Source organism: Streptomyces sp. NPDC057280, assembly GCF_042668605.1.
In the GTDB taxonomy this organism is placed as follows: Bacteria; Actinomycetota; Actinomycetes; order Streptomycetales; family Streptomycetaceae; genus Streptomyces.
In genome coordinates this window covers 749,367-773,999 of the sequence record NZ_JBHUYR010000003.1, presented here as the reverse complement: position 1 = coordinate 773,999, position 24,633 = coordinate 749,367, and the positions used below count along the sequence as shown (strand labels likewise).

The 24,633-nt window shown below is 72.7% G+C and carries 26 protein-coding genes; 8 read left to right on the top strand and 18 right to left on the bottom strand.

Annotated features, from left to right (window positions below):
- Positions 1-190: 190 nt before the first annotated feature.
- From ACFUO4_RS22150 to ACFUO4_RS22135, 4 genes are read left to right on the top strand one after another with little or no spacing between them, the layout of a single operon-like run.
- Complete coding sequence (locus tag ACFUO4_RS22150) at positions 191-481, top strand: hypothetical protein (RefSeq protein WP_383487263.1); 291 nt, start codon at positions 191-193, stop codon at positions 479-481.
- Between the two features lie 19 nt (positions 482-500).
- Positions 501-1,322 (top strand): hypothetical protein, encoded by an 822-nt coding sequence (locus ACFUO4_RS22145; protein ID WP_079308138.1) that lies wholly within the window; start codon positions 501-503, stop codon positions 1,320-1,322.
- Positions 1,322-3,265 (top strand): fumarate reductase/succinate dehydrogenase flavoprotein subunit, encoded by a 1,944-nt coding sequence (locus tag ACFUO4_RS22140; RefSeq protein WP_383487259.1) that lies wholly within the window; start codon positions 1,322-1,324, stop codon positions 3,263-3,265. The genes ACFUO4_RS22145 and ACFUO4_RS22140 overlap by 1 nt, the downstream gene beginning before the upstream one ends.
- Complete coding sequence (locus ACFUO4_RS22135) at positions 3,262-4,032, top strand: succinate dehydrogenase/fumarate reductase iron-sulfur subunit (RefSeq protein WP_079308136.1); 771 nt, start codon at positions 3,262-3,264, stop codon at positions 4,030-4,032. Before ACFUO4_RS22140 ends, ACFUO4_RS22135 begins: the two co-directional genes overlap by 4 nt.
- On the opposite strand, the gene ACFUO4_RS22130 is transcribed toward ACFUO4_RS22135, so the two are convergent.
- Together ACFUO4_RS22130 and ACFUO4_RS22125 are read right to left on the bottom strand one after the other, a co-directional pair.
- On the bottom strand, positions 4,013-4,306 hold the full coding sequence (locus tag ACFUO4_RS22130) for a hypothetical protein (protein WP_383487255.1): 294 nt from the start codon (positions 4,304-4,306) through the stop codon (positions 4,013-4,015). The two genes, ACFUO4_RS22135 and ACFUO4_RS22130, sit on opposite strands and share 20 nt — an antisense overlap.
- A gap of 5 nt (positions 4,307-4,311) precedes the next feature.
- Positions 4,312-5,274 (bottom strand): phosphotransferase, encoded by a 963-nt coding sequence (locus tag ACFUO4_RS22125; protein WP_383487252.1) that lies wholly within the window; start codon positions 5,272-5,274, stop codon positions 4,312-4,314.
- Positions 5,275-5,511: 237 nt separating this feature from the next.
- On the opposite strand from ACFUO4_RS22125, the gene ACFUO4_RS22120 reads away from it, so the two are divergent.
- Positions 5,512-6,942 (top strand): hypothetical protein, encoded by a 1,431-nt coding sequence (locus tag ACFUO4_RS22120; RefSeq protein ID WP_383487907.1) that lies wholly within the window; start codon positions 5,512-5,514, stop codon positions 6,940-6,942.
- Positions 6,943-6,949: 7 nt separating this feature from the next.
- On the opposite strand, the gene ACFUO4_RS22115 is transcribed toward ACFUO4_RS22120, so the two are convergent.
- The 6 genes from ACFUO4_RS22115 to ACFUO4_RS22090 all read right to left on the bottom strand — a co-directional run bounded on the left by ACFUO4_RS22115 (position 6,950) and on the right by ACFUO4_RS22090 (position 13,412).
- On the bottom strand, positions 6,950-9,553 hold the full coding sequence (locus ACFUO4_RS22115; protein WP_079308132.1) for a SpoIIE family protein phosphatase: 2,604 nt from the start codon (positions 9,551-9,553) through the stop codon (positions 6,950-6,952).
- A 285-nt stretch (positions 9,554-9,838) separates the two neighbouring features.
- Positions 9,839-10,264, bottom strand: coding sequence for an ATP-binding protein (locus ACFUO4_RS22110; RefSeq protein ID WP_383487248.1), 426 nt, complete (start codon positions 10,262-10,264; stop codon positions 9,839-9,841).
- Positions 10,265-10,435: 171 nt separating this feature from the next.
- A complete protein-coding gene (locus ACFUO4_RS22105; RefSeq protein WP_383487245.1) occupies positions 10,436-10,837 on the bottom strand; it encodes a (deoxy)nucleoside triphosphate pyrophosphohydrolase in 402 nt (133 codons plus the stop codon).
- Between the two features lie 31 nt (positions 10,838-10,868).
- Positions 10,869-11,060 (bottom strand): SPOR domain-containing protein, encoded by a 192-nt coding sequence (locus ACFUO4_RS22100; protein ID WP_079308128.1) that lies wholly within the window; start codon positions 11,058-11,060, stop codon positions 10,869-10,871.
- 297 nt (positions 11,061-11,357) lie between these two features.
- Positions 11,358-12,110 (bottom strand): GntR family transcriptional regulator, encoded by a 753-nt coding sequence (locus ACFUO4_RS22095; RefSeq protein ID WP_059192549.1) that lies wholly within the window; start codon positions 12,108-12,110, stop codon positions 11,358-11,360.
- A gap of 147 nt (positions 12,111-12,257) precedes the next feature.
- On the bottom strand, positions 12,258-13,412 hold the full coding sequence (locus ACFUO4_RS22090) for a DUF4190 domain-containing protein (protein WP_383487241.1): 1,155 nt from the start codon (positions 13,410-13,412) through the stop codon (positions 12,258-12,260).
- 114 nt (positions 13,413-13,526) lie between these two features.
- Between ACFUO4_RS22090 and ACFUO4_RS22085 the strand changes: the two genes are divergently transcribed.
- A complete protein-coding gene (locus tag ACFUO4_RS22085) occupies positions 13,527-14,711 on the top strand; it encodes a serpin family protein (RefSeq protein WP_383487238.1) in 1,185 nt (394 codons plus the stop codon).
- On the top strand, positions 14,708-15,871 hold the full coding sequence (locus ACFUO4_RS22080; protein ID WP_383487235.1) for a serpin family protein: 1,164 nt from the start codon (positions 14,708-14,710) through the stop codon (positions 15,869-15,871). The genes ACFUO4_RS22085 and ACFUO4_RS22080 overlap by 4 nt, the downstream gene beginning before the upstream one ends.
- 27 nt (positions 15,872-15,898) lie before the next feature.
- On the opposite strand, the gene ACFUO4_RS22075 is transcribed toward ACFUO4_RS22080, so the two are convergent.
- Positions 15,899-16,729: an oxidoreductase gene (locus ACFUO4_RS22075; RefSeq protein WP_079308124.1), complete on the bottom strand. Its 831-nt coding sequence runs from the start codon at positions 16,727-16,729 to the stop codon at positions 15,899-15,901.
- Between the two features lie 93 nt (positions 16,730-16,822).
- Between ACFUO4_RS22075 and ACFUO4_RS22070 the strand changes: the two genes are divergently transcribed.
- The gene (locus ACFUO4_RS22070; RefSeq protein WP_383487230.1) at positions 16,823-17,749 is read left to right on the top strand and encodes a LysR family transcriptional regulator; all 927 of its coding nucleotides are present in this window, start codon (positions 16,823-16,825) and stop codon (positions 17,747-17,749) included.
- Here the strand turns inward: ACFUO4_RS22070 and ACFUO4_RS22065 are convergent.
- Genes ACFUO4_RS22065 through ACFUO4_RS22025 form a run of 9 tightly spaced genes read right to left on the bottom strand, consistent with a single transcriptional unit; the run spans position 17,742 to position 24,625 of the window.
- Positions 17,742-18,566 (bottom strand): 4'-phosphopantetheinyl transferase family protein, encoded by an 825-nt coding sequence (locus tag ACFUO4_RS22065; protein WP_383487227.1) that lies wholly within the window; start codon positions 18,564-18,566, stop codon positions 17,742-17,744. The genes ACFUO4_RS22070 and ACFUO4_RS22065 overlap by 8 nt on opposite strands.
- Positions 18,563-18,775: a hypothetical protein gene (locus ACFUO4_RS22060; protein WP_128112062.1), complete on the bottom strand. Its 213-nt coding sequence runs from the start codon at positions 18,773-18,775 to the stop codon at positions 18,563-18,565. Before ACFUO4_RS22060 ends, ACFUO4_RS22065 begins: the two co-directional genes overlap by 4 nt.
- Positions 18,772-19,674: an alpha/beta hydrolase gene (locus ACFUO4_RS22055; protein ID WP_383487223.1), complete on the bottom strand. Its 903-nt coding sequence runs from the start codon at positions 19,672-19,674 to the stop codon at positions 18,772-18,774. Before ACFUO4_RS22055 ends, ACFUO4_RS22060 begins: the two co-directional genes overlap by 4 nt.
- Positions 19,671-20,666, bottom strand: a complete 996-nt coding sequence (locus ACFUO4_RS22050) for an aromatase/cyclase (RefSeq protein ID WP_383487220.1) — start codon at positions 20,664-20,666, stop codon at positions 19,671-19,673. Before ACFUO4_RS22050 ends, ACFUO4_RS22055 begins: the two co-directional genes overlap by 4 nt.
- Before the next feature lie 33 nt (positions 20,667-20,699).
- The gene (gene fabG / locus ACFUO4_RS22045; protein WP_383487217.1) at positions 20,700-21,494 is read right to left on the bottom strand and encodes a 3-oxoacyl-ACP reductase FabG; all 795 of its coding nucleotides are present in this window, start codon (positions 21,492-21,494) and stop codon (positions 20,700-20,702) included.
- A gap of 15 nt (positions 21,495-21,509) precedes the next feature.
- Positions 21,510-21,785 carry an acyl carrier protein gene (locus ACFUO4_RS22040; RefSeq protein WP_128112061.1) on the bottom strand — a complete coding sequence of 92 codons (276 nt, stop codon included), beginning with the start codon at positions 21,783-21,785 and terminating at the stop codon, positions 21,510-21,512.
- Positions 21,786-21,834: 49 nt separating this feature from the next.
- A complete protein-coding gene (locus tag ACFUO4_RS22035; protein WP_383487213.1) occupies positions 21,835-23,028 on the bottom strand; it encodes a ketosynthase chain-length factor in 1,194 nt (397 codons plus the stop codon).
- Positions 23,025-24,296 (bottom strand): beta-ketoacyl-[acyl-carrier-protein] synthase family protein, encoded by a 1,272-nt coding sequence (locus tag ACFUO4_RS22030; protein WP_383487210.1) that lies wholly within the window; start codon positions 24,294-24,296, stop codon positions 23,025-23,027. Before ACFUO4_RS22030 ends, ACFUO4_RS22035 begins: the two co-directional genes overlap by 4 nt.
- The gene (locus ACFUO4_RS22025) at positions 24,293-24,625 is read right to left on the bottom strand and encodes a TcmI family type II polyketide cyclase (protein ID WP_383487904.1); all 333 of its coding nucleotides are present in this window, start codon (positions 24,623-24,625) and stop codon (positions 24,293-24,295) included. Before ACFUO4_RS22025 ends, ACFUO4_RS22030 begins: the two co-directional genes overlap by 4 nt.
- Positions 24,626-24,633 lie beyond the last annotated feature (8 nt).

Genomic DNA, 24,633 nt, shown 5'->3' with positions numbered 1-24,633 from the left:
TTCGGCAGGCGGTGGCGACACGGCGGGGGCGGCCCGGAAGCCCACCCGTGCGGCGCAATGGACGGCATACAGGGGGCGCGCACGGAGGCTCACGATCCGCCAATCCATGCACGTCCCTTCACATGGGCCGGTGTGACGCGCAACACTCGCAGGCGCACATGAACGTTGCCGCCCTAAGTGAGGTCACGTCATGGCCCTGCACGACGAACTGGCGTCAGCCCAGCGCTGCCTCGACGAACTGCACCGGTATGTGAAGCGCCTGGAGCAGCAACTCGGCAGCGGTGGCCTGGAGATGCGCCGCGTCCGCGTCGACACCGAGCGCCTGCGCGAGAGCCTCGCCCTGCTCAGGGACGCCGATCCCGCGCTCGCCCAGGCGAAGCGGCCCGATCTCGTCTCCATCCCCGACACCCCGTACGACAACACCCTGTGGACGGACTCGGACGACGAGGGTCTCGGCGCCCGCGACCGCCACGCCCCCTGAACCCGACCGGAGTCATGAATTGGCCACTGGTACGGAACCTCATCCGAACAGCGGCGGCGTACGGTCCGGTACGCGCGCCGCGATCGCCGCCCCTCATCTGCGGACCGACCGCTGGTGGCTGGCGCCCGCGGTCACCACCGCCGGGCTGCTGGCCTTCGTCGTCTACTCGACCTGGCGGGCCTTCGCGGACACGGACTACTACGCGGCGCCGTACGTCTCGCCTTTCTACTCGCCCTGTCTGGCCGAGCGGTGCGAGACGATGCGCTCCGGGCCCAACTGGGAGATCTTCGGCGGCTGGTGGGGCATCTCCCCCGCGATCCTCATCCTGATCTTCCCGCTCGGCTTCCGCCTGACCTGCTACTACTACCGCAAGGCCTACTACCGGGGCTTCTGGGCGTCCCCGCCGGCCTGCGCGGTGGCCGAGCCGCACAAGAAGTACACCGGTGAGACCCGCTTCCCGCTGATCCTGCAGAACATCCACCGGTACTTCTTCTACGCCGCGGTCGTCGTCGCCGGGATCCTGACCTACGACACCGTTCTCTCGTTCCGCGACGAGCACTACGAGTGGGGCCACATGGGTCTCGGCACCCTGGTGTTCCTGGTCAACATCGTCCTGATCTGGGCGTACACCCTCTCCTGCCACTCCTGCCGGCACATCGTCGGCGGGCAGCTCAAGCATTTCTCCCAGCATCCCGTGCGCTACAAGGCCTGGCAGTGGGTCGGGAAGCTGAACGCCCGTCACATGCTGCTGGCCTGGGCGTCGTTGGTGAGCGTGGCGCTCGCCGACTTCTACGTCTACCTGGTCGCCTCCGGCGCCTTCGACGATCCGAGGTTGTTCTGATGTCCGTGGTCGACCGCCAGGAGTGGGACGTCGTCGTGGTCGGTGCCGGGGGCGCCGGCCTCCGCGCCGCCATCGAGGCGCGCGAGCGCGGCGCCCGTACGGCAGTCATCTGCAAGTCGCTGTTCGGCAAGGCGCACACGGTGATGGCCGAGGGCGGCATCGCGGCGGCGATGGCGAACGCCAACGAGCACGACAGCTGGCAGGTGCACTTCCGCGACACCATGCGCGGCGGGAAGTTCCTCAACCAGTGGCGGATGGCCGAGCTGCACGCCCAGGAGGCCCCGCAGCGGGTGTGGGAGCTGGAGACCTGGGGCGCGCTGTTCGACCGTACGAAGGACGGCCGGATCTCCCAGCGCAACTTCGGCGGCCACGAGTATCCGCGCCTCGCGCACGTCGGCGACCGCACAGGCCTTGAGCTGATCCGCACCCTCCAGCAGAAGATCGTCTCGCTCCAGCAGCAGGACAAGAAGGAGACCGGCGACTACGAGTCCCGGCTCAAGGTCTTCCAGGAGTGCACGGTCACCCGTGTCCTGAAGGACGGCTCGCGCGTGAGTGGCGTCTTCGCCTACGAGCGCGAGTCCGGCCGCTTCTTCGTCCTGGAGGCGCCTTCCGTCGTCATCGCGACCGGCGGCATCGGCAAGTCCTTCAAGGTGACGTCGAACTCGTGGGAGTACACCGGCGACGGCCACGCGCTGGCCCTGCTCGCGGGCGCGCCGCTGCTGAACATGGAGTTCGTGCAGTTCCACCCGACGGGCATGGTCTGGCCGCCGTCGGTGAAGGGCATCCTCGTCACCGAGTCGGTGCGCGGCGACGGCGGGGTGCTGCGCAACTCCGAGGGCAAGCGGTTCATGTTCGACTACATCCCGGACGTCTTCAAGGAGAAGTACGCCGAGTCGGAGGAAGAGGGCGACCGCTGGTACGAGGACCCGGACCACAACCGGCGTCCGCCCGAGCTGCTCCCCCGCGACGAGGTGGCCCGCGCCATCAACTCCGAGGTGAAGGCGGGCCGCGGCTCCCCGCACGGCGGCGTGTTCCTGGACGTGTCCACGCGCATGCCGGCGGACGTCATCAAGCGCCGGCTGCCGTCCATGTACCACCAGTTCAAGGAGCTGGCGGACGTCGACATCACCGCGGAGGCGATGGAGGTCGGGCCGACCTGTCACTACGTGATGGGCGGCATCGCGGTCGACTCGGACACCGCGGCGGCCCGCGGGGTACCGGGGCTGTACGCGGCCGGTGAGGTCGCCGGCGGCATGCACGGCTCCAACCGGCTCGGCGGCAACTCCCTGTCCGACCTGCTGGTGTTCGGCCGCAGGGCGGGCCTGCACGCCGCCGAGTACGCGGCCTCCCTCGCCTTCGAACGCCCCGCGGTGGACGACGACCAGGTCGACTCGGCGGCGGCGGAGGCGCTGCGACCGTTCTCCGCGGAGGGCCCGGCGCCGGGCGAGGAGGACGGCCGACCGCCGGAGAACCCGTACACCCTCCACCAGGAGCTCCAGCAGACCATGAACGACCTCGTCGGCATCATCCGCCGCGAGGCCGAGATGGCGCAGGCGCTGGAGAAGCTGGCGGAGCTGCGGGTACGGGCCCGGCGCGCCGGAGTCGAGGGCCACCGCCAGTTCAACCCTGGCTGGCACCTCGCGCTCGACCTGCGCAACATGCTGCTGGTCAGCGAGTGCGTGGCGCGGGCGGCGCTGGAGCGCACCGAGTCGCGCGGCGGCCACACCCGCGAGGACCACCCGGCGATGGAACGCACGTGGCGCAACATCAACCTGCTGTGCCGGCTGACCGACCCCACGGGCGGGCTGGCGGCCACCGACCCGGTCCGCGGCCAGATCGCCCTGACCCGGGAGACCACCGACCCCGTCCGCGCCGACCTGCTCGCCCTCTTCGACAAGGAGGAGCTGGTCAAGTACCTCGCCGAAGAGGAGCTGTACGAGTGAGCAGCTACAAGGCCCAGTTCAAGGTGTGGCGCGGTGATGTGCGGGGCGGCGGCCTGGAGGACTTCACGGTCGAGGTCAACGACGGTGAGGTGGTCCTCGACATCATCCACCGCCTCCAGGCCACCCAGGCCCCCGATCTCGCCGTCCGCTGGAACTGCAAGGCGGGCAAGTGCGGTTCGTGCTCGGCGGAGGTCAACGGGCGGCCCCGGCTGATGTGCATGACCCGCATGTCGGTGTTCACCCGCGAGGAGACGATCACCGTCACCCCGCTGCGGGCCTTTCCCGTGGTCCGCGACCTGGTGACCGACGTCGGCTTCAACTACGAGAAGGCGCGCGAGGTCCCGGCGTTCGTGCCGCCCGCGGACCTGGGGCCCGGCGAGTACCGGATGATGCAGGAGGACGTGGACCGCTCGCAGGAGTTCCGCAAGTGCATCGAGTGCTTCCTGTGCCAGGACACCTGCCATGTGGTCCGCGACCACGAGGAGAACAAGCGGGCGTTCGCCGGCCCGCGCTTCCTGATGCGGGTGGCCGAGCTGGACATGCACCCGCTGGACGCGGCGGAGGAGTCGGGCCTGGACCGCAAGACCACCGCCCAGGACGAGCACGGCCTCGGCTACTGCAACATCACCAAGTGCTGCACGGAGGTCTGCCCCGAGGGCATCAAGATCACGGACAACGCGCTGATCCCCCTGAAGGAGCGCGCGGCGGACCGCAAGTACGACCCGCTGGTGTGGCTGGGGTCGAAGATCAGGAGGAGGCCCTCATAGCGAGCCGCTGCACGTGGAGCCCGAAGGCGAACACCGCCATGCCGGCCATCGCGTAAGGGACGTGCTCCATGCTCGGCCCGTGGAGCGGTCCGACGAACAGGAAGGTGCCGATCCCGGCCTGCCCGATCAGTGTGCCGTACCCCCACATCCGGGGCCGGGTCACCTTGGCGCGCCCGGACCCCGGCAGCAGCCATCCGGTGATGACGGCTGCAAGCCCGATCACCAGTCCGGCCGTCAGCACCACGACGGCCGCGACCACCAACATCTCGTGCACGTCGATCATCGTCGCAGCAGGTCGAGGATGTGCACCAGGTTGTGCTCGGCAATACCGCGCATGAATTCCGTAAAGGGAAAGTCTCCGTCCAGCAGCCGCAACGGCCCGGCGACCAGGGACAGCCGCATGGCGAGCCGGTAGAGCGCCAGCCGGTCCTCGTCGAGGCCCGGGACGCGGAGGGCCCCGTAGCCGTCCCCGAACCGGATCTCCAGGAAGACGTGCTCCCACTCCACGTCGAAATAGAGCAGCCCTTCGATGTCGATGAGGGCGAGCTCGCCGTCCGGGGTCAACAGGACGTGGTCGGGCCCGAGTTCACCGTGGATGAGGGTGTGGCGCTCGCGCGGCCGGACCCGTGCCGCCGACTCCCGCACCCGCTCGACCAGTTGCTCCCGCACTTCGGCGGCGCGCGGCTCCCGCCCGGCGACCTCCTCGATGTCGCGCAGGGCGCCTTCCAGGACCCGCTGTTCGCAGGACGTCCCGTACGAGGTGCCGCCGTTGTCGACGAGGGCGACCTTGCCGAAGCGGGGGCCCGTGTGGCTGTGCAGGGTGTCGAGGAGGTTCGCCAGCCGGTCCAGGAGGGCCGGGTCGCGGGGCAGGGCCGCTTCCAGACTGCCTCCGGGGAGGTCCTCGACGACCGCCTGCCGGGCGTCGGCGTCGACGTGCAGCAGACGGGGCGTGCGGACGCCGGCGGCGGCCAGGCGGTCGTGTGCGGCGGTGAAGAGGTCGAGGCCGGTGCCGTGGGAGAACGGGTCGCGGAGGTCGGAGGGGCCCGCGTCCCAGTAGTCCTCGTCCGGCGACCACACGTACGCGATCGCGCTGAAGCCGTCGTCGAAGCCGAGCCGGTAGACGCCCTTCTTGCTGCCGCCGCGCAGCCGGGTGGCGTCGACGAGGGCACGTCCGCCCCCGACGGCGGCGCGGGCGAGAGGGGCGAGGTCGGCGGGGCCGAGGGGCCGGCGGGTGGCGCTCATCCGCCCGATCCTGGCACCCGGCCCCACCCGGCGCAGCCGAATTCCAGCGCGCCCGGCCCACCTGCCCGGCCGTCCTCCTCCGGGTCGCGCCCCCGCATTCCTGCTCATACGCTCCGAAATGTGACGTCATCCTTGATACGGGGCCGGCCGCGGCGGGCGACCTCGCACATATCCGTGCGGGTCGCGCACACCCTGCTGGGTGTGCTCATCGGCGTGCTGTGGCTGGTGCTGCCGGGGATGACGATCGAGCACCGCGCTCCCGTGGCGGACGGCCGCGCGCAGGCAGCGGCACCGTCCGCCGCGCAGGAGAAGGACGAGTCGTCGGCCGCCGATCTGGTGCTGCCGCTGGTGGTCGTGGCTGCCGCGGCGGCGGTGGCCGGCTACGCCTACGTACGGCGGACCCGGCGCGCCCGGACCCGGACCACCCCCGGCGGCGTCCCCGCCCCGCCGGCCGCGTCGCCGCCCCTCGCCGAACTGGACGAGCAGGCCCGGGTGTTGCTGGTGGCCGCCGACGACAGTGTCCGCACCAGCCGTGAGGAGCTGGCCTTCGTCGAGGCCCGGTACGGGGGGAACGCGGTGGCGTCTTCGGTGCTCGCCCTGCGGGGCGCGGAGACCGAGCTGCGGGCCGCTTTCCGGATGCGGCAGCAGTACGACGACGGCGTACCGGACGAGGCCACCGCCCGGCGGCACGCGCTCGCCGGGATCGTGGGCCGCTGCGAGGAGGCCGGGCGGCAACTGGACGAGGCCGCGGCCGGCGTGGACCAGCTGCGCGGCCTGGAGCAGGGGGCGGGTGAGGCGCTGGGGCTGGCCGAGACCCGGTTCCGGGCGCTCACCGGCCGCACCCGGGCCGTCGACGCGCTGCTCGCCGACCTGACCGCCCGGTACGGCCCCGCAGCCGTCGCCGAGGTCACCGGATACGGGGAGCAGGCCAAGGACCGGCTCGTCTTCGCCACCCTCCGCCTCAACCAGGCCCGCCAGGCCGGCGACCTCGCCGCCCACGACCGGGCCGCCCTGCATCTGCGCGCCGCGGAGGGCGCGGTCGCCCAGGCCGCCGTCTTCCTGCACGCCGTCGAACGCCTCGGCACGGACCTCTCCGCGGCCGCGGCCCTGGTGCCGGCCGCGCTGACCGGCGCGGAGGCGGAGATCGCGCGGGCGCAGCGGTCGGCACGGGCGCAGGTGCCCGTCGGCGAGCTGCGGGCGCGGATCGTGCACGCCGACAACGTCCTGGCCTTCGTCCGGGACGAGGTGACGAGCGGGGCTCCGTACGACCCGCTCGACGCGCTGCGCCGGATCGTGCGGGCGGTCGCGCCGCTCGCCGCGGAGCCCACGGCCGGGGTGCTGGGGGCCGCCGCGGTGCTGGTGGGGAGGGCCGCCGTGGCGGGCGCGGACGACTTCGTCGCGACGCACCGGGGCGCGGTGGGCGCCACGGCCCGCACCCGGCTGGCGGAGGCGGTACGGCTGCTCCCGGTGGACCCGGTGGCCGCCGACGCGCTCGCCGTGGCCGCCCGTGACCTCGCCGAGCAGGACGTTCGGATGCACGGCAACCCCGTCGCCGGGGCCGCCGAGCACGAGAGCGGGGTCGCCGGGGCGGTGCTCGGCGGCATCCTGCTGGACGGCGGCGCGGCGGCGAGCTTCGGTGGCCCGCACGGCCGGGGGCGCCGCGTCTGACAGGCGCCTAGAACAGGCTCAGCAACGCCTCCGCCGGGTCTGTCAGGCCCGTCTCGCCGTCCGGCAGCGGCAGTTCGAACCACACCGTCTTCCCGCGCGGCGTGCGGCGTGAGCCCCAGGCCGCGCTGAGCAGGCCGACGAGTTGCAGGCCCCGGCCGCCCTCGTCGGTGTCGCGGGCGCGGCGGCGGCGCGGCTGGACCAGGCCGGAGTCCCAGACCTCGCAGACCAGGGTGCGGTCGAGGAGCAGCCGCAGCCGGATCTCGCCCTCGCCGTACCGCAGGGCGTTGGTCACCAGCTCGCTGACCAGCAGTTCCGTGGTGTCGACCAGCGGTTCCAGGTCCCAGCTGAGCAGCTGCCCGCGCGCGTACTCCCGGGCCCGGCCCACGCTGCGCGGCTCGCGCGGCAGGGTCCAGTCGCCGACGGAGTCGGTGGGCAGGCCCTGGACGCGGGCCATCAGCAGGGCGATGTCGTCCTCGCCGTGGTGGGTGTCGAGGGTGTTGAGGACGTGGTCGCAGACGTCCTCCAGCGGGCGGCTGGGGTCGGTCAGGGCGCCCACGAAGGCCTGGAGGCCCTCGTCGAGGGGGTGATCGCGGCTTTCGACCAGTCCATCCGTGTAGAGCGCGAGCAGAGCACCCTCGGGAAGGTCGACCTCGACCTCCTCGAAGGGCTCCCCGCCGACGCCGAGCGGCATGCCCGGCGGGACGTCCAGCATCAGCGCCGCCTCGCCGGGTTCGACGAGGACGGGCGGCAGATGGCCGGCGTTGGCGAAGGTGCAGCGGCGGGTGACGGAGTCGTAGACGGCGTACACGCACGTCGCCAGGTAGACCTCGGACAGGTCGGCCTCGCGGGGCCGGCGGGCGGCCCGGGTGGCCTGCTGGACGCCGCCGGGCGCGCCCAGCCCGCGGGCGATCTCGTCCAACGCGCTGAGCACTTCCGCCGGTTCGAGGTCGAGCAGGGCCAGGGTGCGGACCGCGGACCGGAGTTCGCCCATCGCCACGGCCGCGCGCAGCCCGCGTCCCATGACGTCCCCGACCACCAACGCCGTACGGTGCCCGGGCAGTTCGATGACGTCGAACCAGTCGCCGCCGACCTCGCTGGGCCGGTCGGAGGAGGAGTTGCCGGGCCGGTAGCGGCAGGCGATGTCGAGGCCGGAGGCGACCGGGTCGCCCGGCGGCAGCAGGGACCGCTGCAGCATCAGCGCCCGCTCGTGCTCCCGCCGGTACAGTCGCGCGTTGTCGATACAGACCGCGGCCCGCGCCGCCAGCTCGACGGCCAGCTCCCGGTCCCGGTCCCCGAACGGCTCGCTGCCCTTGGTCCGCGCGAACTGCGCCAGGCCTACGACGGTGTCGTGGGCGACCATCGGCACGGCGAGCGTGGACTGCACGAGGCCGCCGTCCTCGGCCGGGATGTACTGCGGCCGGGCGGTGCGCAGGGCGTCCGCGCAGGGCGAGTTGAAGGGGTAGTGGTGGACGGCGCCGACCGCTATGGGCGGGCCCGAGCCGGCGAAGGGGGCGTCGGAGACGGCGCTGGCGAAGGCGACCCGGCGCAGTTCGGCGCTGCCGTCGGCGAGCCCGGGCGGGGTCTCGTCGCCGGCCAGGAGGCCCTGGTAGAGGTCGACGGTCGCCAGGTCGCAGAAGCCGGGGACGACGACGTCGAGGAGTTCGCGGGCGGTGGTCTCCAGGTCGAGGGAGTTGCCGATGCGGGCACCGGCCTCGTTGAGGAGGGCGAGATTGCGCCGCGCGGCGGCGGCTTCCCGGGCGGCCTGCCGACGGGCGGTGATGTCGATGGCGAGCCAGGCGATGCCGATGGGGCGCCCGGAGCCGCTGTGCACGCGATAGAGGTTGACCGACCAGTGCCGGCGGTCCTCGGAGCCCGGCACGAAGCCCGTGACGTGCATGTCCGTGATGGAGTCGCCGGTGTCCAGGACCCGGCGCAGGGTGGCCGCCACCCGCTCGGCCTCGGGGCGCGGCAGGTAGTCGTGGACTCCCTTGCCCCGGTGCTCGTCCGGAGTCCCGCCGAACACGGTGGCGAAGCGCTGGTTGGCGCGACGGACCCGCAGGTCGGGGTCGATCAGCAGGAAGCCGAACGGGGATTGACCGAAAATCGACTGCGAGGCGGCGAGGTCGGTCTCGATGCTGCGCAGGGTGCGGACGTCGACGACGATGCAGACGGCGGCCTTGGCGCCGTCCTCGGTCCGCGTCGGCATGACATAGACCTCGGCGAGGCCCTCCGTGCCGGGGGTGCCGTCCTCGCCGTCCGGGGCGCGGAAGGGGACGACGCCGGTCCACTCGCGGCCGTCGAGGATCTCGGCCATCTTGCGCTGGCCGATCTCCCGCCGGTCCGGGTCGATGAACGCCTCGATGGGATCCATGCCGACCGCCTGCTCCGCGGAGATCCCGAAGACCTGCTCGGCGCGCAGGCTCCACTGGTCGACGAGACCGTCGGGGCCGATGGAGAAGGACGCGACCTTGATGTAGTCGTAGATCGAGCCGGGCGGACTGCTCTGCCACATGGCGTCACCCTGTGGGGCCACGGCCTCATATGCGGCCTGTGACCTCGCGCCGCCCGACGGGTCCTCGGACTCCGTGGCCTTCGCTGGTATCTCGCTCACGCGAACCGTCCCCTCCAGCTCACCGCGCCCGGCACCGGTCACCGGCAACGGCTGCCCGCAGTATCCAGCACTACGGCGCCGCACAACACGGTGTTCACGATCACAGCACGGTCCCAGCGTTTTTTGGACCGCACCGCGACAACACTTCCAGTCTTCTAACCAGCCAACACGCAGTCGAATCACCCGCTCCGACACCCGTCAGTGGCCTGAACCAGCCGGTGGACAGTGCGGGCGCACGCGTACAGCGCGTACGCCCCCGGTGCGCCGCCGCGGTCACCGCCACGTTCACCGGGGCACCGCGAGCTCGAACCACACCGTCTTCCCGGCCGCGCCGGGGCGGGTACCCCAGCGGCGCGAGGAATGGGCGACCAGCTGAAGACCCCGGCCGCTCTCGTCCTCCGGCAGCGCGACGCGCTCGCGGGGCGGGTCCGGGAGCGGGTCGGAGACCTCCACCAGCAGGACGGCGTCGAGGCCGGTGGGACGGACGAGGCGGACGCCGATCGGGCCGGTGGCGTGCCGCAGCGAGTTGGTGACCAGCTCGCTCACCAGCAGGGCGGCGAGATCGGCCATGCTCTCGAGGCCCCAGTCGCGCAGGCGTCCGCGGACGGCTCCGCGGGCGGCGCGCACGGCGCCGGGGTCCGCGGGGAACGACCACTCGGCGCAGTCGCCTTCGGTGTCGATCACGCCGATCACTTCCCAGGCCACACCCATGTCCGGTTTCGTGGGGTTAATGGGCACATACCCCTTATCCGGTGGGGATTACCGTGGGGTGGGGCGCGTTGTGGTGCGAACGGGGGTATGCCGTGCGCCCAGGAACTCGGGGGTGCGGTGGGTGTGCGGGTGCGGGTGCGTGGGGGGCCGGGCGCGCAGCTCCCCGCGCCCCTAGGCAAGCGACCTGGACGCCACTTCCTGGACCGCCGGGACGTCCTGGTCCAGCCACGGCACGTCCCACAGCTCGTCCCGGCTCAGCCAGCGGAGTTCGTCGTGGTCCTGCAGGGGCTTGGGATCCGGTGAGCCCGGGAGCAGGCGGGCTGTCCAGACCTGGAGCACGTACGGGGGCTTCAAGGGCCACTCCCCCGGCACCCGCTCCACAGCCTCCGTCTCCACCCCCAGCTCCTCGCGGAGTTCCCGCACCAGGGCGGCCTCCGGGGTCTCCCCCGGTTCCACCTTGCCGCCCGGGAGTTCCCAGCGGCCCGCCAACTCGGGTGGGGCGCTGCGGCGGGCGGCCAGGAGGCGGTCGGCGTCGAGGAGGGCGGCTCCCACCACCACGGTGCGTTCGGTCATGCGGGGGAGCCTACGGGAGGCCGGTCCCGGCTCAGTTGCGGGTGGCGTCGCCGTTCTGGCCGATGCGTTCGACCCAGTACAGCTGCTTGTGGCCGCGGTCGTCGAGGCTGTCGGCGATCTTCTGGGCCTCCGCGCGGGTGGCGTAGCGGCCCACGCGGTAGCGGTTGCCGTTGTCGTCCTGCCTTATGACGAGCCAGGGAAGAGTGATCGTGCTGTCGTTCATCGCCCCCCACTGCTCCTTCCCGACAACGCCCCGCCCGCTAAGGAAACCGCAATCCGCATATGCCCGAGCCTACGCCTAACCTTTACGCAGCGAATACGCCTTTTCACAAAGAGGTACGCAACCGGCCAGAACGAGGGGGGCGTGCGGAGGCGAACGCGCCGTGCGCGGGCGTCGATGCGTCCGGTCAGAGGCGTATCCGCGCGCAGGGGGTCACCTGCGAGAACGGCCAGAATCCAACGCCGTTCGAGAGGGCGGCCGTTGACCCGGCGTCCGGGGCAACAGCCGTAAAGGTGTGCGCTACTTCACCGGAAGGTGGTACGCGACTCGGTAGCGGTCGGCCGGGATGACCACGTCGGCCGTCTCCACGGGGCGGCCGGAGGCGTAGAACGTGCGGTGGACGACCACGACGACATGGCCGGGGACGCCGCCCAGAGCGAGGAGTTCTTCGGCGAGGCCGGGGCGGGCGCCGACCTCCTCGGTGACGTTGTCCACGATCACGTCGATGGCCGCCATGCGCTCGACGACGCCCATGCCGCCGAGCGGGCCCTCCTCGGGGAGCATCACGGGGGTGCGGCCGGTGACCGCGAGGGGCTCCCAGGAGGTGGAGAGCATCATCGGCTCGCCGTTGTCCCGGTAGACGTACTTGGTGCACATCACGCGGTCGCCGGGGCGGATCGCGAGCCGCTCGGCGACGGCGACGCTGGCCTCGGCCTGGCGGCTGCTGGACTCCCAGGTGCCGCGCGCGTCGGCGTCCGCCTGCTCCTGGCGGAAGGGGGTGGCCCCGCCGTCCGGACGGAAGCCGGAGCGGGCGACCCTGCGGGGCACCGGCCGCTCACGGACGTACGTCCCGGAGCCGGAGCGGCCCTCGACCAGGCCCTCGGCCATCAGCACCTTGCGGGCCTCCAGGGCGACGGTGTCGGAGACGCCGTACTCCTCGCGGATTCTGGCCTGGGAGGGCAGCCGGGTGTGCGGTGGCAGCGAACCGTCGACGATCTTCTTGCGGAGATCACCCGCGACACGCAGATACGCCGGCTGCTCACCGAAAGTCACTGGCCGCTCCCATCAGGTTGTACAGACAGCAACAGCGTGGCAACCGTGGGTTGAGCCATGCAAGCAAAGGCCAGAGAATCACTCGATGTAGTGACATGTGGCGTCGGTGGGCTTTACGCAGGCACTTTCTCCCCGCTATAGCGGGGATCACACATCGAGCTCGCCCGCGTCCCAGTCGCCGGCCCCGCCGTCGTAGTCCTTGTCGTACGACGGCACCGTGGTGGCCAGGCCCAGAGCCTCGCGTGCGGTGACGGTGGTCTCACCGTCGATGTACTCGTACCCGGCGTCGTAGTGCTCGTAGTACGCCTCGACGTCCTTCGCGGCAGCGGCCTTGGCCCACTCCTTGCGCGCGGCCTCCAGGTCGGAGGCGAGGTCGGCGACGGCCTTCCCGCTGCCGGCGGGCCAGGAGCGGGCGCGGAGCGCCTCGGCCTGCTCACCGAGGGCGGTGCCGACGTCGCCCGCCCACCTCCGGTTCGCCGGCAGGTCGTCCTCGGCGTAGTCCTCGGGCTCCTCGAACAGCACCCGGTCCAGCGCGTTGGCCGACTTCAGGAAGGCGATCTGGTCCTTGTCGAGGGTCGTGGCGTCGTTGCGCAGCGATCCCGTCAGGCTCTTCTTCTCGTCGACGTTGCCGAAGACGCAGGTGATCTCGCGGTCGCCGAAGGTCCAGCTCTCCTTGGACGGCACCAGGTAGTAGACGTCCACGGTGTCCGGTACGGCCCACGCGTCCATCGCGTAGTCCTCCTGGAGCGCGTAGCACTTGTCGTCGGCCACGTCGGTGACCTCGTCGTCGCCGGGGAAGGAGCCCGACGGCAGGGTGACGACGGCGAACACCTCGCCGTGGTGGGCGCCGGTGCAGGGCACCTCGTCGACGTCGTAGGCGTCGCCCTGGAGGGAACCGGTGCCCGAGTCGAAGCAGTCGCCCTTGGCGAGCGCGTAGGCGGTGCCCTCGCCGCGCGCGGCGTCCCTGAAGCCGTCCACGGCGTCGGACACCACCCCCGTCGACAGCGACACCGTCCACAGCACGAGCCCGACGACGGACAGCACGGACCCGGCGATCGCCATGCCCCTGCCGCGTTCGCCCCTCTTCTTGATCTGCGCGAGCGCGATCAGCCCCAGGACCAGCCCGACGCCCGGCAGGAAGCAGAGGACGCCGAGCACCAGGGCGGCGATGGCGACGCCGTTGACGGGCACGGGCCGCGCGTATCCGCCGTAGCCGTAGCCCCAGGGCCCTGGCGGGGTGAAAGGGCCCTGCGGGTAGGGCCCCTGGGGCTGGTGGGGGCCGGGAGGCGGAGGTATGGACACGGGTACCGTGCTCCTGGTTCGGACTGGGGTGGCGAACTGTCGTACGACTGGGCGCATGGTAAGCGCAGGGTGAGCGGGGGCGGAACGGTGGTAACGAACGCCACGATTCGGGCGGTGAACGGGCTGACCACGCGCTGGGCGGGGGCTTCGGAGGGCGGGACGGTCTTCTCGGCGGCCGGCGTCTGGCCGCTGCTGGCCTTTCTGGCGGACGGGGCGGACGGGGCCGCCCGGGCGGAGCTGGCCGAGGCCGTCGGGGTGCCGGCGGATCGATCGGCGCCCGCCGCGCGGGAGTTGCTGACCGCCATGGGGCGGATGCGCGGCCTGGACTCGGCCCTCGGGCTGTGGACGAAGCGGACGCTGGAGCTGCGGGAGCGGTGGGAGGCGGGGCTGCCGGCGGAGGCGCACGGGGTGCTGACGGGGGACGAGGCCGAAGACGGGGCGGCGCTGGACGCGTGGGCGGCGAAGCGGACGGGTGGGCTCATCGAAGGGATGCCCGTGCGGGTGACGCGGGACACCGAGATGGTGCTCGCCAGTGCGTCGGCGTTGCGGACGGAGTGGTTGCGGCCGTTCGAGGACTGGCCGATGTGGCCGGAGACGGGACCGTGGGCGGACCGGCAGCTGGCCGGGCTGTACCGCCGCAGCGCCCTGCTCGACCGGGTCGGCGTCGCGGACACCGCGGCCGGGCACGTCACCGAGGTGAAGGTGTACGGCGACAACGCGATCGACGTGCATCTGCTGCTCGGCGAGGAGGGGATGGCGCCGGGGCGGGTACTGGGGGCCGGGGTGGACATCCTCGCGCGGAGGGTGGCCGTCCTGCCGGGGCCGCAGCTGCCCTACGGGGAGGTCGGACCGGGGCTGAGCGTGGTGAGGAAGCGCTCCGCGTGGCCCGAACCGCCGACGCTGAACGTGGCGACGGTGGGCTTCGACGTCCGCGCCCTGCACGACCTCCTGGAGCTGCACAGGGTCTTCGGTCTCACCTCCGCCATGGAAACGGGCCGGGGCCACTTCCCCGGCATCACCGCCACGACCCCGCTGGCCGTCGAGTCGGCCAAGCAGACCGCCATGGCGCGGTTCACCGCCCTGGGTTTCCGCGCCGCTGCGGTGACCGCGTTCGGCGCGGCCGCGGGCGGCCCCGCGCAGCTCAGCTGGATCACCACCAGGGTCGACGCCCGCTTCGACCGCCCCTTCGGCTTCCTCGCCGTGCACCGGCATACGCGGCTGGTGCTGTCGGCCGGCTGGGTCACGGAACCGGCGGAGTACACGGAGGACCCGGAGGATTCGGAGGAGGAGGACTGGTGATCGACCAGGTCAACAGGCTGACCGCCCACTGGGCGACCGCAGTCGACGGCGGCACCGTCTACTCGGCCGCGGGCGTCTGGCCGTTGCTCGCCCTGCTCGCCGACGGGGCGGCCGGGGCGGCCCGGAAGGAGCTGGCCGAGGCCGTCGGGGTGCCGGCGGAGCAAGCCGGGGCGGCGGCACGGGAGTTGCTGGCGACGCTGGGCGCCATGGCCGGTCTGGACTGCGCCGTCGGGCTGTGGACGAAGCGGACGCTGGAGCTGCGGGAGGCGTGGGCGGCGGGGCTGCCCACCGACACGCACGGCGTCCTCACCGGCGACCTGGAGGCCGATCAGGCGGCCCTGGACGCCTGGGCAGCCCGGCGGACGTCCGGGGCGGTCCAGCGGATGCCGGTGGCGTTGCGGCCCGACTCCTCGCTCGTGCCGGCCTGCGCGCTGGCGTTGCGGACGGAGTGGGAGGCGCCGTTCAAGGGTGACCTCATGCCGTGGCGGGACCAGGACCGGGCCGGGTTGTCGCGTACGACGTCCGGTCTGGACGACGTGGCGGTGGCGCGGACGCCCGCGGGTGCCGTGACGGAGGTCCGGGTGCGCGGCACCGACGGGATCGACGTCCATCTGCTGCTCGGGGAGGAGCGGTTGACGCCCGGGCAGGTGCTCGGCGCCGGGGTGGACGTGCTGGGCGGGGCGCTGACGGCCGTACCCGGCGGCCGGCTGCCGTTCGGGGCGGCGGGGCCCGGGCTCAGGGTCGAGACGGTCCGTACCGAACGGCCGGAGCCGCCCAGCCTCACGCTCAACACCCCCGAGTTCACCCTCACTGCCGACCACGACCTGCTGGCGGACCGGGAGTTGTTCGGGCTGGCGACGGCGGCCGACGGCTCCCCCGGGCACTTCCCCGGCATCAGTGCGGCGCCGCTCGGACTCGCGGCCGGGCGGCAGTCGGTGGCGGCGACGTTCAGCGGTGAGGGGTTCCGGGCGGCCGCCGTGACCGCGATGGACATGGTGTGGCTGAGCTGGGAGCCCGAGCCGGAGCACGAGTCGAAGCGGGTCTACGCCACCTTCGACCGCCCCTTCGGGTTCCTCGCCGTCCATCGCGCGTCGCGGCTCGCCCTCGCGGCGGGCTGGGTCACCGACCCGGCGCCCTTCCGCGAGGACGACCTGTACTGACGTACCGGAACTCCTCAGTCGTACTTCTCAGTCGTCGAACGCCGTCGCCCGCGCGTCCTTCTCCCAGGGCGTGATGCCCTCCCTGACCTGGTCGAGGTGGCCCAGGACCGCCGTGACGCCGTCGTCGCCGAGAGGGAGGCGGAGGGGGGTGTTCTCGGCCCGGAGGGCGGCCAGGATGACCGCGGCGGCCTTGGCCGGGTCGCCGGGCTGGGTGCCGTCGCCGCCGGAGACGAAGCCGCGGGTGGTGCTGACCTTGGAGTAGACGCCGCTGTCCGTGCTGACGCCCGCCCGGTCCTTCTCGAACAGCCCGGTCCGGAAGGCCCCCGGCTCGACGATCAGCACCTTGATGCCGAACTCCGCGACCTCGTCCGCCAGCGCCTCGGACATGCCCTCCAGCGCGAACTTCGTACCGCTGTACGCCGAGAAGCCCGCGAAGGACATCTGGCCGCCCATGCTGCTCATCTGGACGATCGCGCCGGAGCGACGCTCACGCATCGAGGGCAGTACCGCGCGCACCAGCGCCGCCGGCCCGAAGACATGCACGTCGAACAGTGCCCGCAGCTCGTCCTCGCCGGTCTCCTCGAAGGCGCCGACATGCGTACGGCCCGCGTTGTTGACCAGGACGTCGATCCGGCCGTGCCGGGCCACCACGTCCCGTACCGCCGCCTCGGCCGCGGCCGTGTCGGCGACGTCCAGGCGCAGCGCCTCCACCTGGTCGGGGTGCGCGGCGACCAGGTCGTCCAGCGCCTCGGGGCGGCGGGCCGCGCCCACGACCACGTCACCGTCGGCGAGGGCCGCCTCCGCGATGGCCCGCCCGAAGCCGCTGCTCGCGCCGGTGATGAGCCACACCTTGTTCATGACTGCTCCTGCTCGCTCACACTCGGTTGATCCTTCTGTGAACCAGCTTGCGGGCGCGGCTGGTTGCCCGTCCAAGACCCGTGGTGATAACCGATGGCTATGACGACCGACGTGCATCTCCGGGACCTGCGCTACTTCCTCACGGTGGCCGAGGAACTGCACTTCACCCGGGCCGCCGAGCGGCTGTACGTGTCCCAGCCCGCGTTGAGCAAACAAGTACGGGCTCTTGAGCGGCAGTTGGGTGTCGAACTGTTCCGGCGCGACCGGCACGGCGTGGCGCTCACCGGGGCGGGCGAGGCGCTGCTGCCGTACGCCCGGCGGGTGGTGGACGACTGGGCGGCGGGGGCGGCCGCGCTGGACGCGGTCCGGGCGGAGGGGCGCAGCACCCTCACCGTGGGGATGAGCACCAGCCCCGGGCGCGGGGGGCTGCTGCCGGCGATCCGCTCCCGCTTCACCGCCGCCCATCCGGAGGCGACGGTGCGGCTGCGCCAGGTGAGCTGGGAGGATCCGACCGCGGGGCTGGCCGACGGGGACGTCGACGTGGCCTTCGTCTGGCTGCCGCTGCCGGACCCCGAGCGGTACGCGTGGACCGTGGTCGCCGAGGAGGCGCGGCTCGTCGCCCTGCCGGAGAGCCATCCGCTGGCGGCCCGCGCGGAGATCGACTTCGCCGATCTCGCCGACGAGCCGTTCCTCGCCCTGCCCGAGAGCGCCGGTGCGCTGCGCGACCACTGGCTCGCCCTGGACTCCCGCGCCGGCCGCCCGCCCCGCGTCGGCGCGGAGGTCGCCGGCACGGAGGAGACGTACGAGGCCCTGGTCGCGGGCCTCGGCGTCTGCCTGGTGGCCGCGGGCAACGCGCCGCTGATCACGCTGGGCGGGGTGGTGACGCGGCCGGTGCGCGGGGTGTCGCCGAGCCGGTATGTGCTGGCGTGGCGGCGGGAGCAGGCTCCGGGGGCGCTGGTACGGGGGTATGCGGAGGCGTGCCGGGAGGTGGCGGGGCGGCAGGGGCAGCCGCTCAGTTGACGCTCAGCCAGATGTGGGGTTCGGTCTCTTCCTCGTCCTGTCCGGGGCGTTCCGGCGCCACGGCGGCATCGTCCTCCGCGGTGGGCGTGCCGGCGGGGTTCGGGGTGCTGCGCTCCTGGACCGTCAGCGTCACCTGCATGACGTACACGCTCCTCTCTGTCTGCTGCTCTGTCTCCGGTCCGCTGTCCAGCCCCACCGCGCAGACATAGCCGCCGGGGAGCCGGTGCGCGGTGAACACGCCGGGGGTGTACGAGGTCTGCGCGACCGCCGGCCACCGCGTCCCCTCCCGGCGGCGGAAGCCGACGCGCCGCATGCCCGCCCGCAGGCCCTCGCCGGTGAGCTTCGTCGCGGCCTCCTTCAGCGTCCAGAGCGCCGCCCTGGACTCGGTGCCGTGCGGCGCCGGAGGGAGGGCGGAGATCTCGGCCGGGGTGAGGTAGGCGCTGTCGGGCAGGGCGGCCACACGGGAGATCTCCTCCACGTCGACGCCGACCCGTCCGCCGCAGGCCACGGCGGCCATCGCGTACCGCCCGCTGTGCGCAATGCTCAGCGCCAGCCGCGGCCGCCCCACGACACGGGGCCGGCCCCGGGGGTCGCGGGTGAGCCGGAGGCCGGTCCACGAGGTGCCGAGGAGACGGGCGGCGCCCTGGAGAGCGAGCCAGCGCGCCAGCACCGAGCGGGTGCGGTCGTCGGGCCGGCGCAGGCGGGCGATCCGTTCCCGGTCGTCCCCGGAGAGCCGGGGCAGCACCGCCCGGGCGGCCGCCTCGGCGCCCGGGGTCCGGAGGTCGTAGGCGAGGACGAGGGTGGTCGGCGTGGTCATGCGGCCCTCGGGCGGTCGGGGCGTCGTACGAACGCCGGGACGTGGGGCCCAGGGGCACTGGCTCTCACCGGTGCGGGGGGCCTCGGGTCCGGGTCCCTCTCCGCCTCGCCCGCTGAGGTGGCCGCGATGCCGGGGGCGAAGATGCTCAGCGCGCCCACCAGGGGGTGTTCGAGGTCGGCGAGGGAGGGCGGGGGCAGGTGCACTGTCATGGTCGCCGTCCCTCCCCGCCCGTCCGCCGGCGCAGGCACTCCTCGGCGAAGCCCAGTGCCCGCAGGTGGTACGACCGTGCCGCCCACCCCAGGCTGATGTTGTGCCCGGCGTCGGGCTGGTGGTCGATCCGGACCCGGGGGGCCGCGTCGAGCCGGTTCCGCAGCCGGGCGAGAGCCGAGGCGTCCCGGCGCCACCAGGCCTCGTGCTCGGCGAACGTGAACCGGACGGGGACGCGGACCCGTCCGGCCAGCGCGGCGAACTCCTCGGGCCACCGGGCGGCGTCCGCCAGCTCGCGCTCCGGCGGCGGCGCGACGACCGCGAGGCCGGCCTGGAACGTCCCCGGCGGATACAGCCGCAGGGGACCCCAGTTGAGCTTCCAGCTCCCGGCACGTGTGCCCGGCGCGGTGGGCGGGACCAGGTACTCGTCGCCGCAGCCGGAGACGTCCAGCCCGAGCAGCCCCGGCACCGTGCCGTCCGCCGCCATCCGCAACGCCGGTTTGCTGCCGAAGGAGTGGCCCACCAGGAAGATCCCGGCGCCGGTCGCGCCGTACGCCGGCAGGCCGCGCAGTGCCGCGGACAGGGTGGCGGCCTGGTCGGCCACCCCTTGGCCGTGCGGGAGTCGGCCGGCCGAAGCGCCGTAGCCCGGGCGGTCGACGGCGACCGCGGCGAAGCCGAGTTCCGCCGCGAGGGCCAGCAGCGAGGTCTCCGGGTGGGCCGGGCCGTCGAAGTACGCCGCGCTCATCCCGGCCCCGTGCAGGGCGACCACGGTCGCCCTGGGCGGGACGTGCGTGGGCAGGGCGAGCCGGGCGGACAGCGGGATGCCGTCCGCGTCCAGGGTGATGAGCCTCCGGTCGGCCACCGGCGCCGGGGGCGGTGGGGCGGGGGCCGCCGTGGTCATGGCCGGCCTTCCCCGCCGGACCCGGAAGCCCCCGGGATCCCGCCGGATCCCGCCGTCCCGGCCAGGCCTTCCGCGTACGCCTTCGCGAGGGTCAGCGTCGCCCTGCTGTTGGTGCTCAGGGCCGTGCGGACGTACTCGATCGCGTCCTGCGCCGTCGACTCCGCCCCCAGCACTCGCTCGATCGCGGCCGGGTTGACGGTGAAGGTGTGCTGCGAGGACGCGTCGACCCCGTCGCCGGCCAGGGTGAAGGACCAGCGGCCGGTGTGCAGGGTGATCAGCGCGGGCAGGGTGGTCTGCTTGTAGACGATGCGGTCGGGGGCCAGTCCCACGCGGTAAGACTTCGTGGTGTGCGTGGAGCCGTCCTTGGACAGCGTGTCCATCTCCAGGCTCTGCAGCCCGGGTTCCGGCTGATCGAGGCGGACCGTGACGACGTGCGGCAGGCGCTCGGTCCACAGGTGGGCGTCGTGGATGAAGTCGTAGACGTCGCCCGCGGCCCCCTTGATGTGGACCGTGTCCTCGAAGGAACAGGTCAGTTCGTCGGTTGCGGCCTTCGACTCGGCGAGCCCCTTCAAGGACTCCAGTTCGGCCCGGGAGTTGCGGTCCACGACCTCGTTGACCCAGGCCAGGTCGGCCTCCTCGACGGCCCGGAAGTCGTGGCCGAGGCGGACCAGGGCCTCGCCGGAGGGCAGGTCCTCGATCTGCCAGCTGCCGCCCATGGCCGCGACGGGGGGTGCGCTGACCTCCTGCCGGAAGGTGATGCGCAGCCCCGCGGGGTCCAGGGTGCGGTGCGAGGTCCAGTTCTTGACGGTGTCGCCGGCGGTCGCCCAGATGCGGATGCGCTCCTCGCGCTCGTCGCCTTCCAGTCGGTCGACGTGGATGTTCGGCGGGAACAGCTGGGGCCAGTTCTCCGCCTGGGCCAGCAGACGGTAGACCTCCTCGGCGGGCGCCGCGATCTTGATCTCGTGCTGGGACGTGTGCAGTTGGGACGGCATGGGGCTCCTCGGGTGGGAACGGGCGTTGCGCGGTCAGAAGTTGCCGAGGCCGCCGCAGACGTTCAGGGCCTGGGAGGTGATGGACGCCGCCAGGTCGGAGGCCAGATAGCCGACCAGACCGGCCACTTCCTCGGGCGTCGAGTAGCGGCCGAGGGGGATCTTGGCCTGGAACTTCTCCAGGATGGCGGCCTCGGACGCGCCGGACAGCCGGGCGTAGTTCTGCCGTACGCGCTCGGCCATCGGCGTCTCGACATAGCCGGGGCAGACGGCGTTGACGGTGATGCCGGTGGGGGCGAGTTCGTTGCCGAGCGCCTTGGTGAAGCCGACGACGCCGTGCTTGGAGGCGGAGTACGGCGCCCCGAGGACCACGCCCTGCTTGCCCGCGGTGGAGGCGATGTTGATGACGCGGCCGCGGCTCTTGTCCCGCATGCCGCCGGTGGTGAGGACCTCCCGGGTCAGCCGGAAGACGCTGTTGAGGTTGGTGTCGACGATGTCGTCCCACAGGTCGTCGGTGATGTCGGCAGTCACTCCGCCGCCGCTGATGCCCGCGTTGTTGACGAGCACGTCGACCGTCCCGAACCGGTCGACGGCGGCGCGGACGTAGCCGCGTACCGAGTCCACCGAGCGGACGTCGAGGACCGCGCCGTCCACCTCCAGGCCTTCTTCCTGGAGTCGCTTGACCGTGGTGAGCACCTTGTCCTCGGTGCGTGAGCCGATGAAGACGCGGTGGCCCTGTCCGGCCAGCAGCCGGGCCACGGCCAGGCCGATCCCGCTGGTCGCGCCGGTCACGAGGGCGACGCGCCGCTCCTGCTGTGTCGTGTCGGTCATCTCTTCGCGTTCCCTTCAGGCGGCCGGTGCGACGAGGTGGTCACCGACGGCGTCGATGAAGGCGCGCGGTGTGGTGGCGTCGCCGATGACGGACTCGTCGAGGTCGATGCCGTACTCCCGCTCGATGCGGCTGGCGGTCTCCAGCAGGGCGAGCGAGTCGTAGCCGATGTCGCTGAACTCGGTGTCGAGGACGTCCTGGGCGTCTCCGTCGAGGCCGCCGCCCTCGGGGGCGCCGGAGCCTTCGAGGAGGATGCGCTTGAGGTCGTCGAGGGTGAACGTGGGCTGGGACATCAGGTTTCTCCAAATGATCGTGAAGGGTGCTGAGGGCTTCCGAGGGGGCTCAGGAGCGGACGACCATCGCCGAGTTGAAGCCGCCGTGGCCGCGGGCCAGGACGAGGGCCGTGCGCAGTGCTGCGGGACGGGCCTGGGCACCGACGAGGTCGAGGCCGTGGCGGTCGGCGGGGTCGGTGTGGACGGTCGGCGGGATCAGCCCCTCCCGCAGCGCGAGGAAGGCGGTGGCGAGGTCCAGGGCGGCGGCGCCTGCGTAGAGGCGGCCCGTCATCGTCTTCGGGGCCGTGACGGGGACGCCCCGCCGGCCGAACACCTCCACCAGCGCCTCGGCCTCGATCCGGTCGAGTTCGGGGTCGGCGGCGGCGTCGGCGAAGACGACGTCCAGGTCGGACGGCGCCAAGTCGGCGTCGGCCAGCGCCAGTTCGATCGCCTTGCGCAGGCCGGGTTCGCGGCCGTCGAAGGTGGCGGCGTACCCGGCGATCTCGCCGTACACCCGGGCCCCGCGGGCGCGGGCGGCGTCGGCCGCCTCCAGGATGAGCAACGCGCCGCCCTCGCCCGGGACATGACCGGCGGCCCGCTCGTCGAAGGGCAGATAGGCGCGGCCGGGATCGTCGGCCGTGCTGAGCCGGCCGCTGGTGTGCAGTCCGACCCAGCCCCAGGAGCACAGCAGGGCGTCGACGGCTCCCGCGACCACCAGCGAGGTGCCCTTGCGGATCTGCCGCCGGGCCTGCGCCACCGCGTCGAGGCCGCCGGCCTGGTCGGTGACGACGACGCCGCTGGGGCCCTTCATGCCGTTGCGGATGGAGATCTGGCCGGTGTTGACGGCGTAGAACCAGGCGAAGGACTGATAGGCGCTGACGTACTCGCCGCCCTTGCTCCACAGGCTCTTCAGCTCGTGCTGGCTGAACTCGAAGCCGCCCGCGGAGCTCGCGGTGATGACGCCCATGTCGAAGGCCGGCAGATCGGCGGGGCGTACCCCGGCGTCCGCGAGCGCCCAGTCCGCGGCGACCAGGGAGAGCCGGGTGACCTGGTCGGTCTGCGGCATGAGCCGGCTGGGGAGGTGTTCCTCGGGCGTGAAGCCGTCGATCTCGCCGGCGAGCTTGGCCGGGTACGGTGCCGCGTCGAAGCGGGTGAGCGGGCCGATGCCGCTCTTGCCGACGCGGGTCGCGCTCCAGTAGTCCTTCGTGCCGAGTCCGTTGGGGGCGGTGATCCCCAGGCCGGTCACCACCACGGAGGCCGTCATGCCGCCGTCCTTTCGGGTCGGGTCAGCACCATCGCGCTCTGGAACCCGCCGAAGCCGCTGCCCACGGTGAGGACCGTGTCGACGAGCTGGTCGCGGGCGGTCAGGGGCACGTAGTCGAGGTCGCACTCGGGGTCGGGCGTGTGCAGGTTCGCGGTCGGCGGTACGACGTTGTGGCGGATCGCGAGGACGGACGCGGCGATCTCGATGGAGCCGATCGCGCCCAGCGAGTGCCCGACCATCGACTTGATGGAGCTGACGGGGGTGCGGTACGCGTGGTCGCCGAGGCTGCGTTTGAAGGCGGCGGTCTCGTGCCTGTCGTTCTGCTTGGTGCCGGAGCCGTGCGCGTTGATGTAGTCGATCGCCGTGGGGTTCATGCGGGCCTCGTCCAGCGCGACGGTGATCGCCTCGGACATCTCGGCGCCGTCGGGGCGCAGGCCCGTCATGTGGTACGCGTTGCTGCGGGTGGCGTATCCGGCGATCTCGGCGTGGACACGGGCGCCACGTCGGCGCGCGCTCTCCAGCTCCTCCAGGACGAACACCGCCGCGCCCTCACCGAGGACGAACCCGTTGCGGGTGCCGTCGAAGGGGCGGGAGGCGTGCTCGGGGTCGTCGTGGCGGGGTGTGGTCGCCTTGATGGCGTCGAAGCAGGCCATCGTGATCGGCGAGATCGGCGCGTCGGTGGCGCCGGCGACCATGACGTCCGCGGTGCCCTCCCGGATGAGTTCGACGGCGTACCCGACCGAGTCGAGCCCGGAGGTGCACCCGGCCGACACCACGCTGCTCGGCCCCTGCGCCCCCACGGCGCGGGCGACCTCGGCGGCGAAGGAGCTGGGCACGAAGTGGTTGTAGAAGAACGGGTCGGCGTAGGTGTGGTCGACCAGGTCGAGCCGGCCGCCGTCGCTGACGGCGCGGTAGTCGTCGTCGAGGCTCATGGTGCCGCCGACCGCGCTGCCGATGGTGACGCCGATCCGGTACGGGTCCAGCGCCTCGGTGTCGAGCCCGCTGTCGGCGACGGCTCCGCGCGCGGCGACTACGGCGAACTGGGCGGCCCGGTCCATGCGCCGCACCTCGTGCGGGGTGAGGCCGTGGGCGTAGGGGTCGAAGTCGATCTCGGCGGCCACCCGGGAGCGGAACTGCGCCGGGTCGAAGAAGGTGATGCCGCGGGTGGCGGTGCGGCCCTCGCTGAGCAGGGACCAGAAGGCTTCGGTGCCCACCCCGCCGGGCGCCAGCACCTCCATCCCGGTGACGACCACGCGACGCCCGCTCATACGGCGGCCTGCCAGCTGTAGAAGCGCGTGGCCATGGCGTCGGAGGGGGAGCGCCAGGTCGAGGGGTCGAAGACGGTGATGTACGGCAGGAGGTCCTGCTGGATCTGTACGAACCGCGGGTCCAGCTTGGCCTGTTCGATCAGCCGGCCGCCGTCGGCGGACTCGAAGTCCTGGATGTGGAAGTACAGGCCCTCGCAGGCGAACAGCCGACGGCGCCGGGTGCCCATGGTGTGCGGCAGCTCGGTGCCGGTGTCGAAGTCGGCGAACAGCTTCGCGACGGTGTCGAGGTCGGCCTCGTCGAGCCGGGCCACGATCATGGTGCTGTGCATCCGGTGCG

Bases quoted from the DNA above. Each gene is read 5' to 3' on its own strand.
- ACFUO4_RS22150 (WP_383487263.1), top strand. From the start codon at position 191: ATGGCCCTGCACGACGAACTGGCGTCAGCCCAGCGCTGCCTCGACGAA.
- ACFUO4_RS22140 (WP_383487259.1), top strand. From the start codon at position 1,322: ATGTCCGTGGTCGACCGCCAGGAGTGGGACGTCGTCGTGGTCGGTGCC.
- ACFUO4_RS22125 (WP_383487252.1), bottom strand. From the start codon at position 5,274: ATGAGCGCCACCCGCCGGCCCCTCGGCCCCGCCGACCTCGCCCCTCTC.
- ACFUO4_RS22120 (WP_383487907.1), top strand. From the start codon at position 5,512: ATGACGATCGAGCACCGCGCTCCCGTGGCGGACGGCCGCGCGCAGGCA.
- ACFUO4_RS22110 (WP_383487248.1), bottom strand. From the start codon at position 10,264: ATGGGTGTGGCCTGGGAAGTGATCGGCGTGATCGACACCGAAGGCGAC.
- ACFUO4_RS22105 (WP_383487245.1), bottom strand. From the start codon at position 10,837: ATGACCGAACGCACCGTGGTGGTGGGAGCCGCCCTCCTCGACGCCGAC.
- ACFUO4_RS22100 (WP_079308128.1), bottom strand. From the start codon at position 11,060: ATGAACGACAGCACGATCACTCTTCCCTGGCTCGTCATAAGGCAGGAC.
- ACFUO4_RS22075 (WP_079308124.1), bottom strand. From the start codon at position 16,729: ATGAACAAGGTGTGGCTCATCACCGGCGCGAGCAGCGGCTTCGGGCGG.
- ACFUO4_RS22070 (WP_383487230.1), top strand. From the start codon at position 16,823: ATGGCTATGACGACCGACGTGCATCTCCGGGACCTGCGCTACTTCCTC.
- ACFUO4_RS22065 (WP_383487227.1), bottom strand. From the start codon at position 18,566: ATGACCACGCCGACCACCCTCGTCCTCGCCTACGACCTCCGGACCCCG.
- ACFUO4_RS22060 (WP_128112062.1), bottom strand. From the start codon at position 18,775: ATGACAGTGCACCTGCCCCCGCCCTCCCTCGCCGACCTCGAACACCCC.
- ACFUO4_RS22055 (WP_383487223.1), bottom strand. From the start codon at position 19,674: ATGACCACGGCGGCCCCCGCCCCACCGCCCCCGGCGCCGGTGGCCGAC.
- ACFUO4_RS22050 (WP_383487220.1), bottom strand. From the start codon at position 20,666: ATGCCGTCCCAACTGCACACGTCCCAGCACGAGATCAAGATCGCGGCG.
- fabG (WP_383487217.1), bottom strand. From the start codon at position 21,494: ATGACCGACACGACACAGCAGGAGCGGCGCGTCGCCCTCGTGACCGGC.
- ACFUO4_RS22040 (WP_128112061.1), bottom strand. From the start codon at position 21,785: ATGTCCCAGCCCACGTTCACCCTCGACGACCTCAAGCGCATCCTCCTC.
- ACFUO4_RS22035 (WP_383487213.1), bottom strand. From the start codon at position 23,028: ATGACGGCCTCCGTGGTGGTGACCGGCCTGGGGATCACCGCCCCCAAC.
- ACFUO4_RS22030 (WP_383487210.1), bottom strand. From the start codon at position 24,296: ATGAGCGGGCGTCGCGTGGTCGTCACCGGGATGGAGGTGCTGGCGCCC.
- ACFUO4_RS22025 (WP_383487904.1), bottom strand. From the start codon at position 24,625: ATGCACAGCACCATGATCGTGGCCCGGCTCGACGAGGCCGACCTCGAC.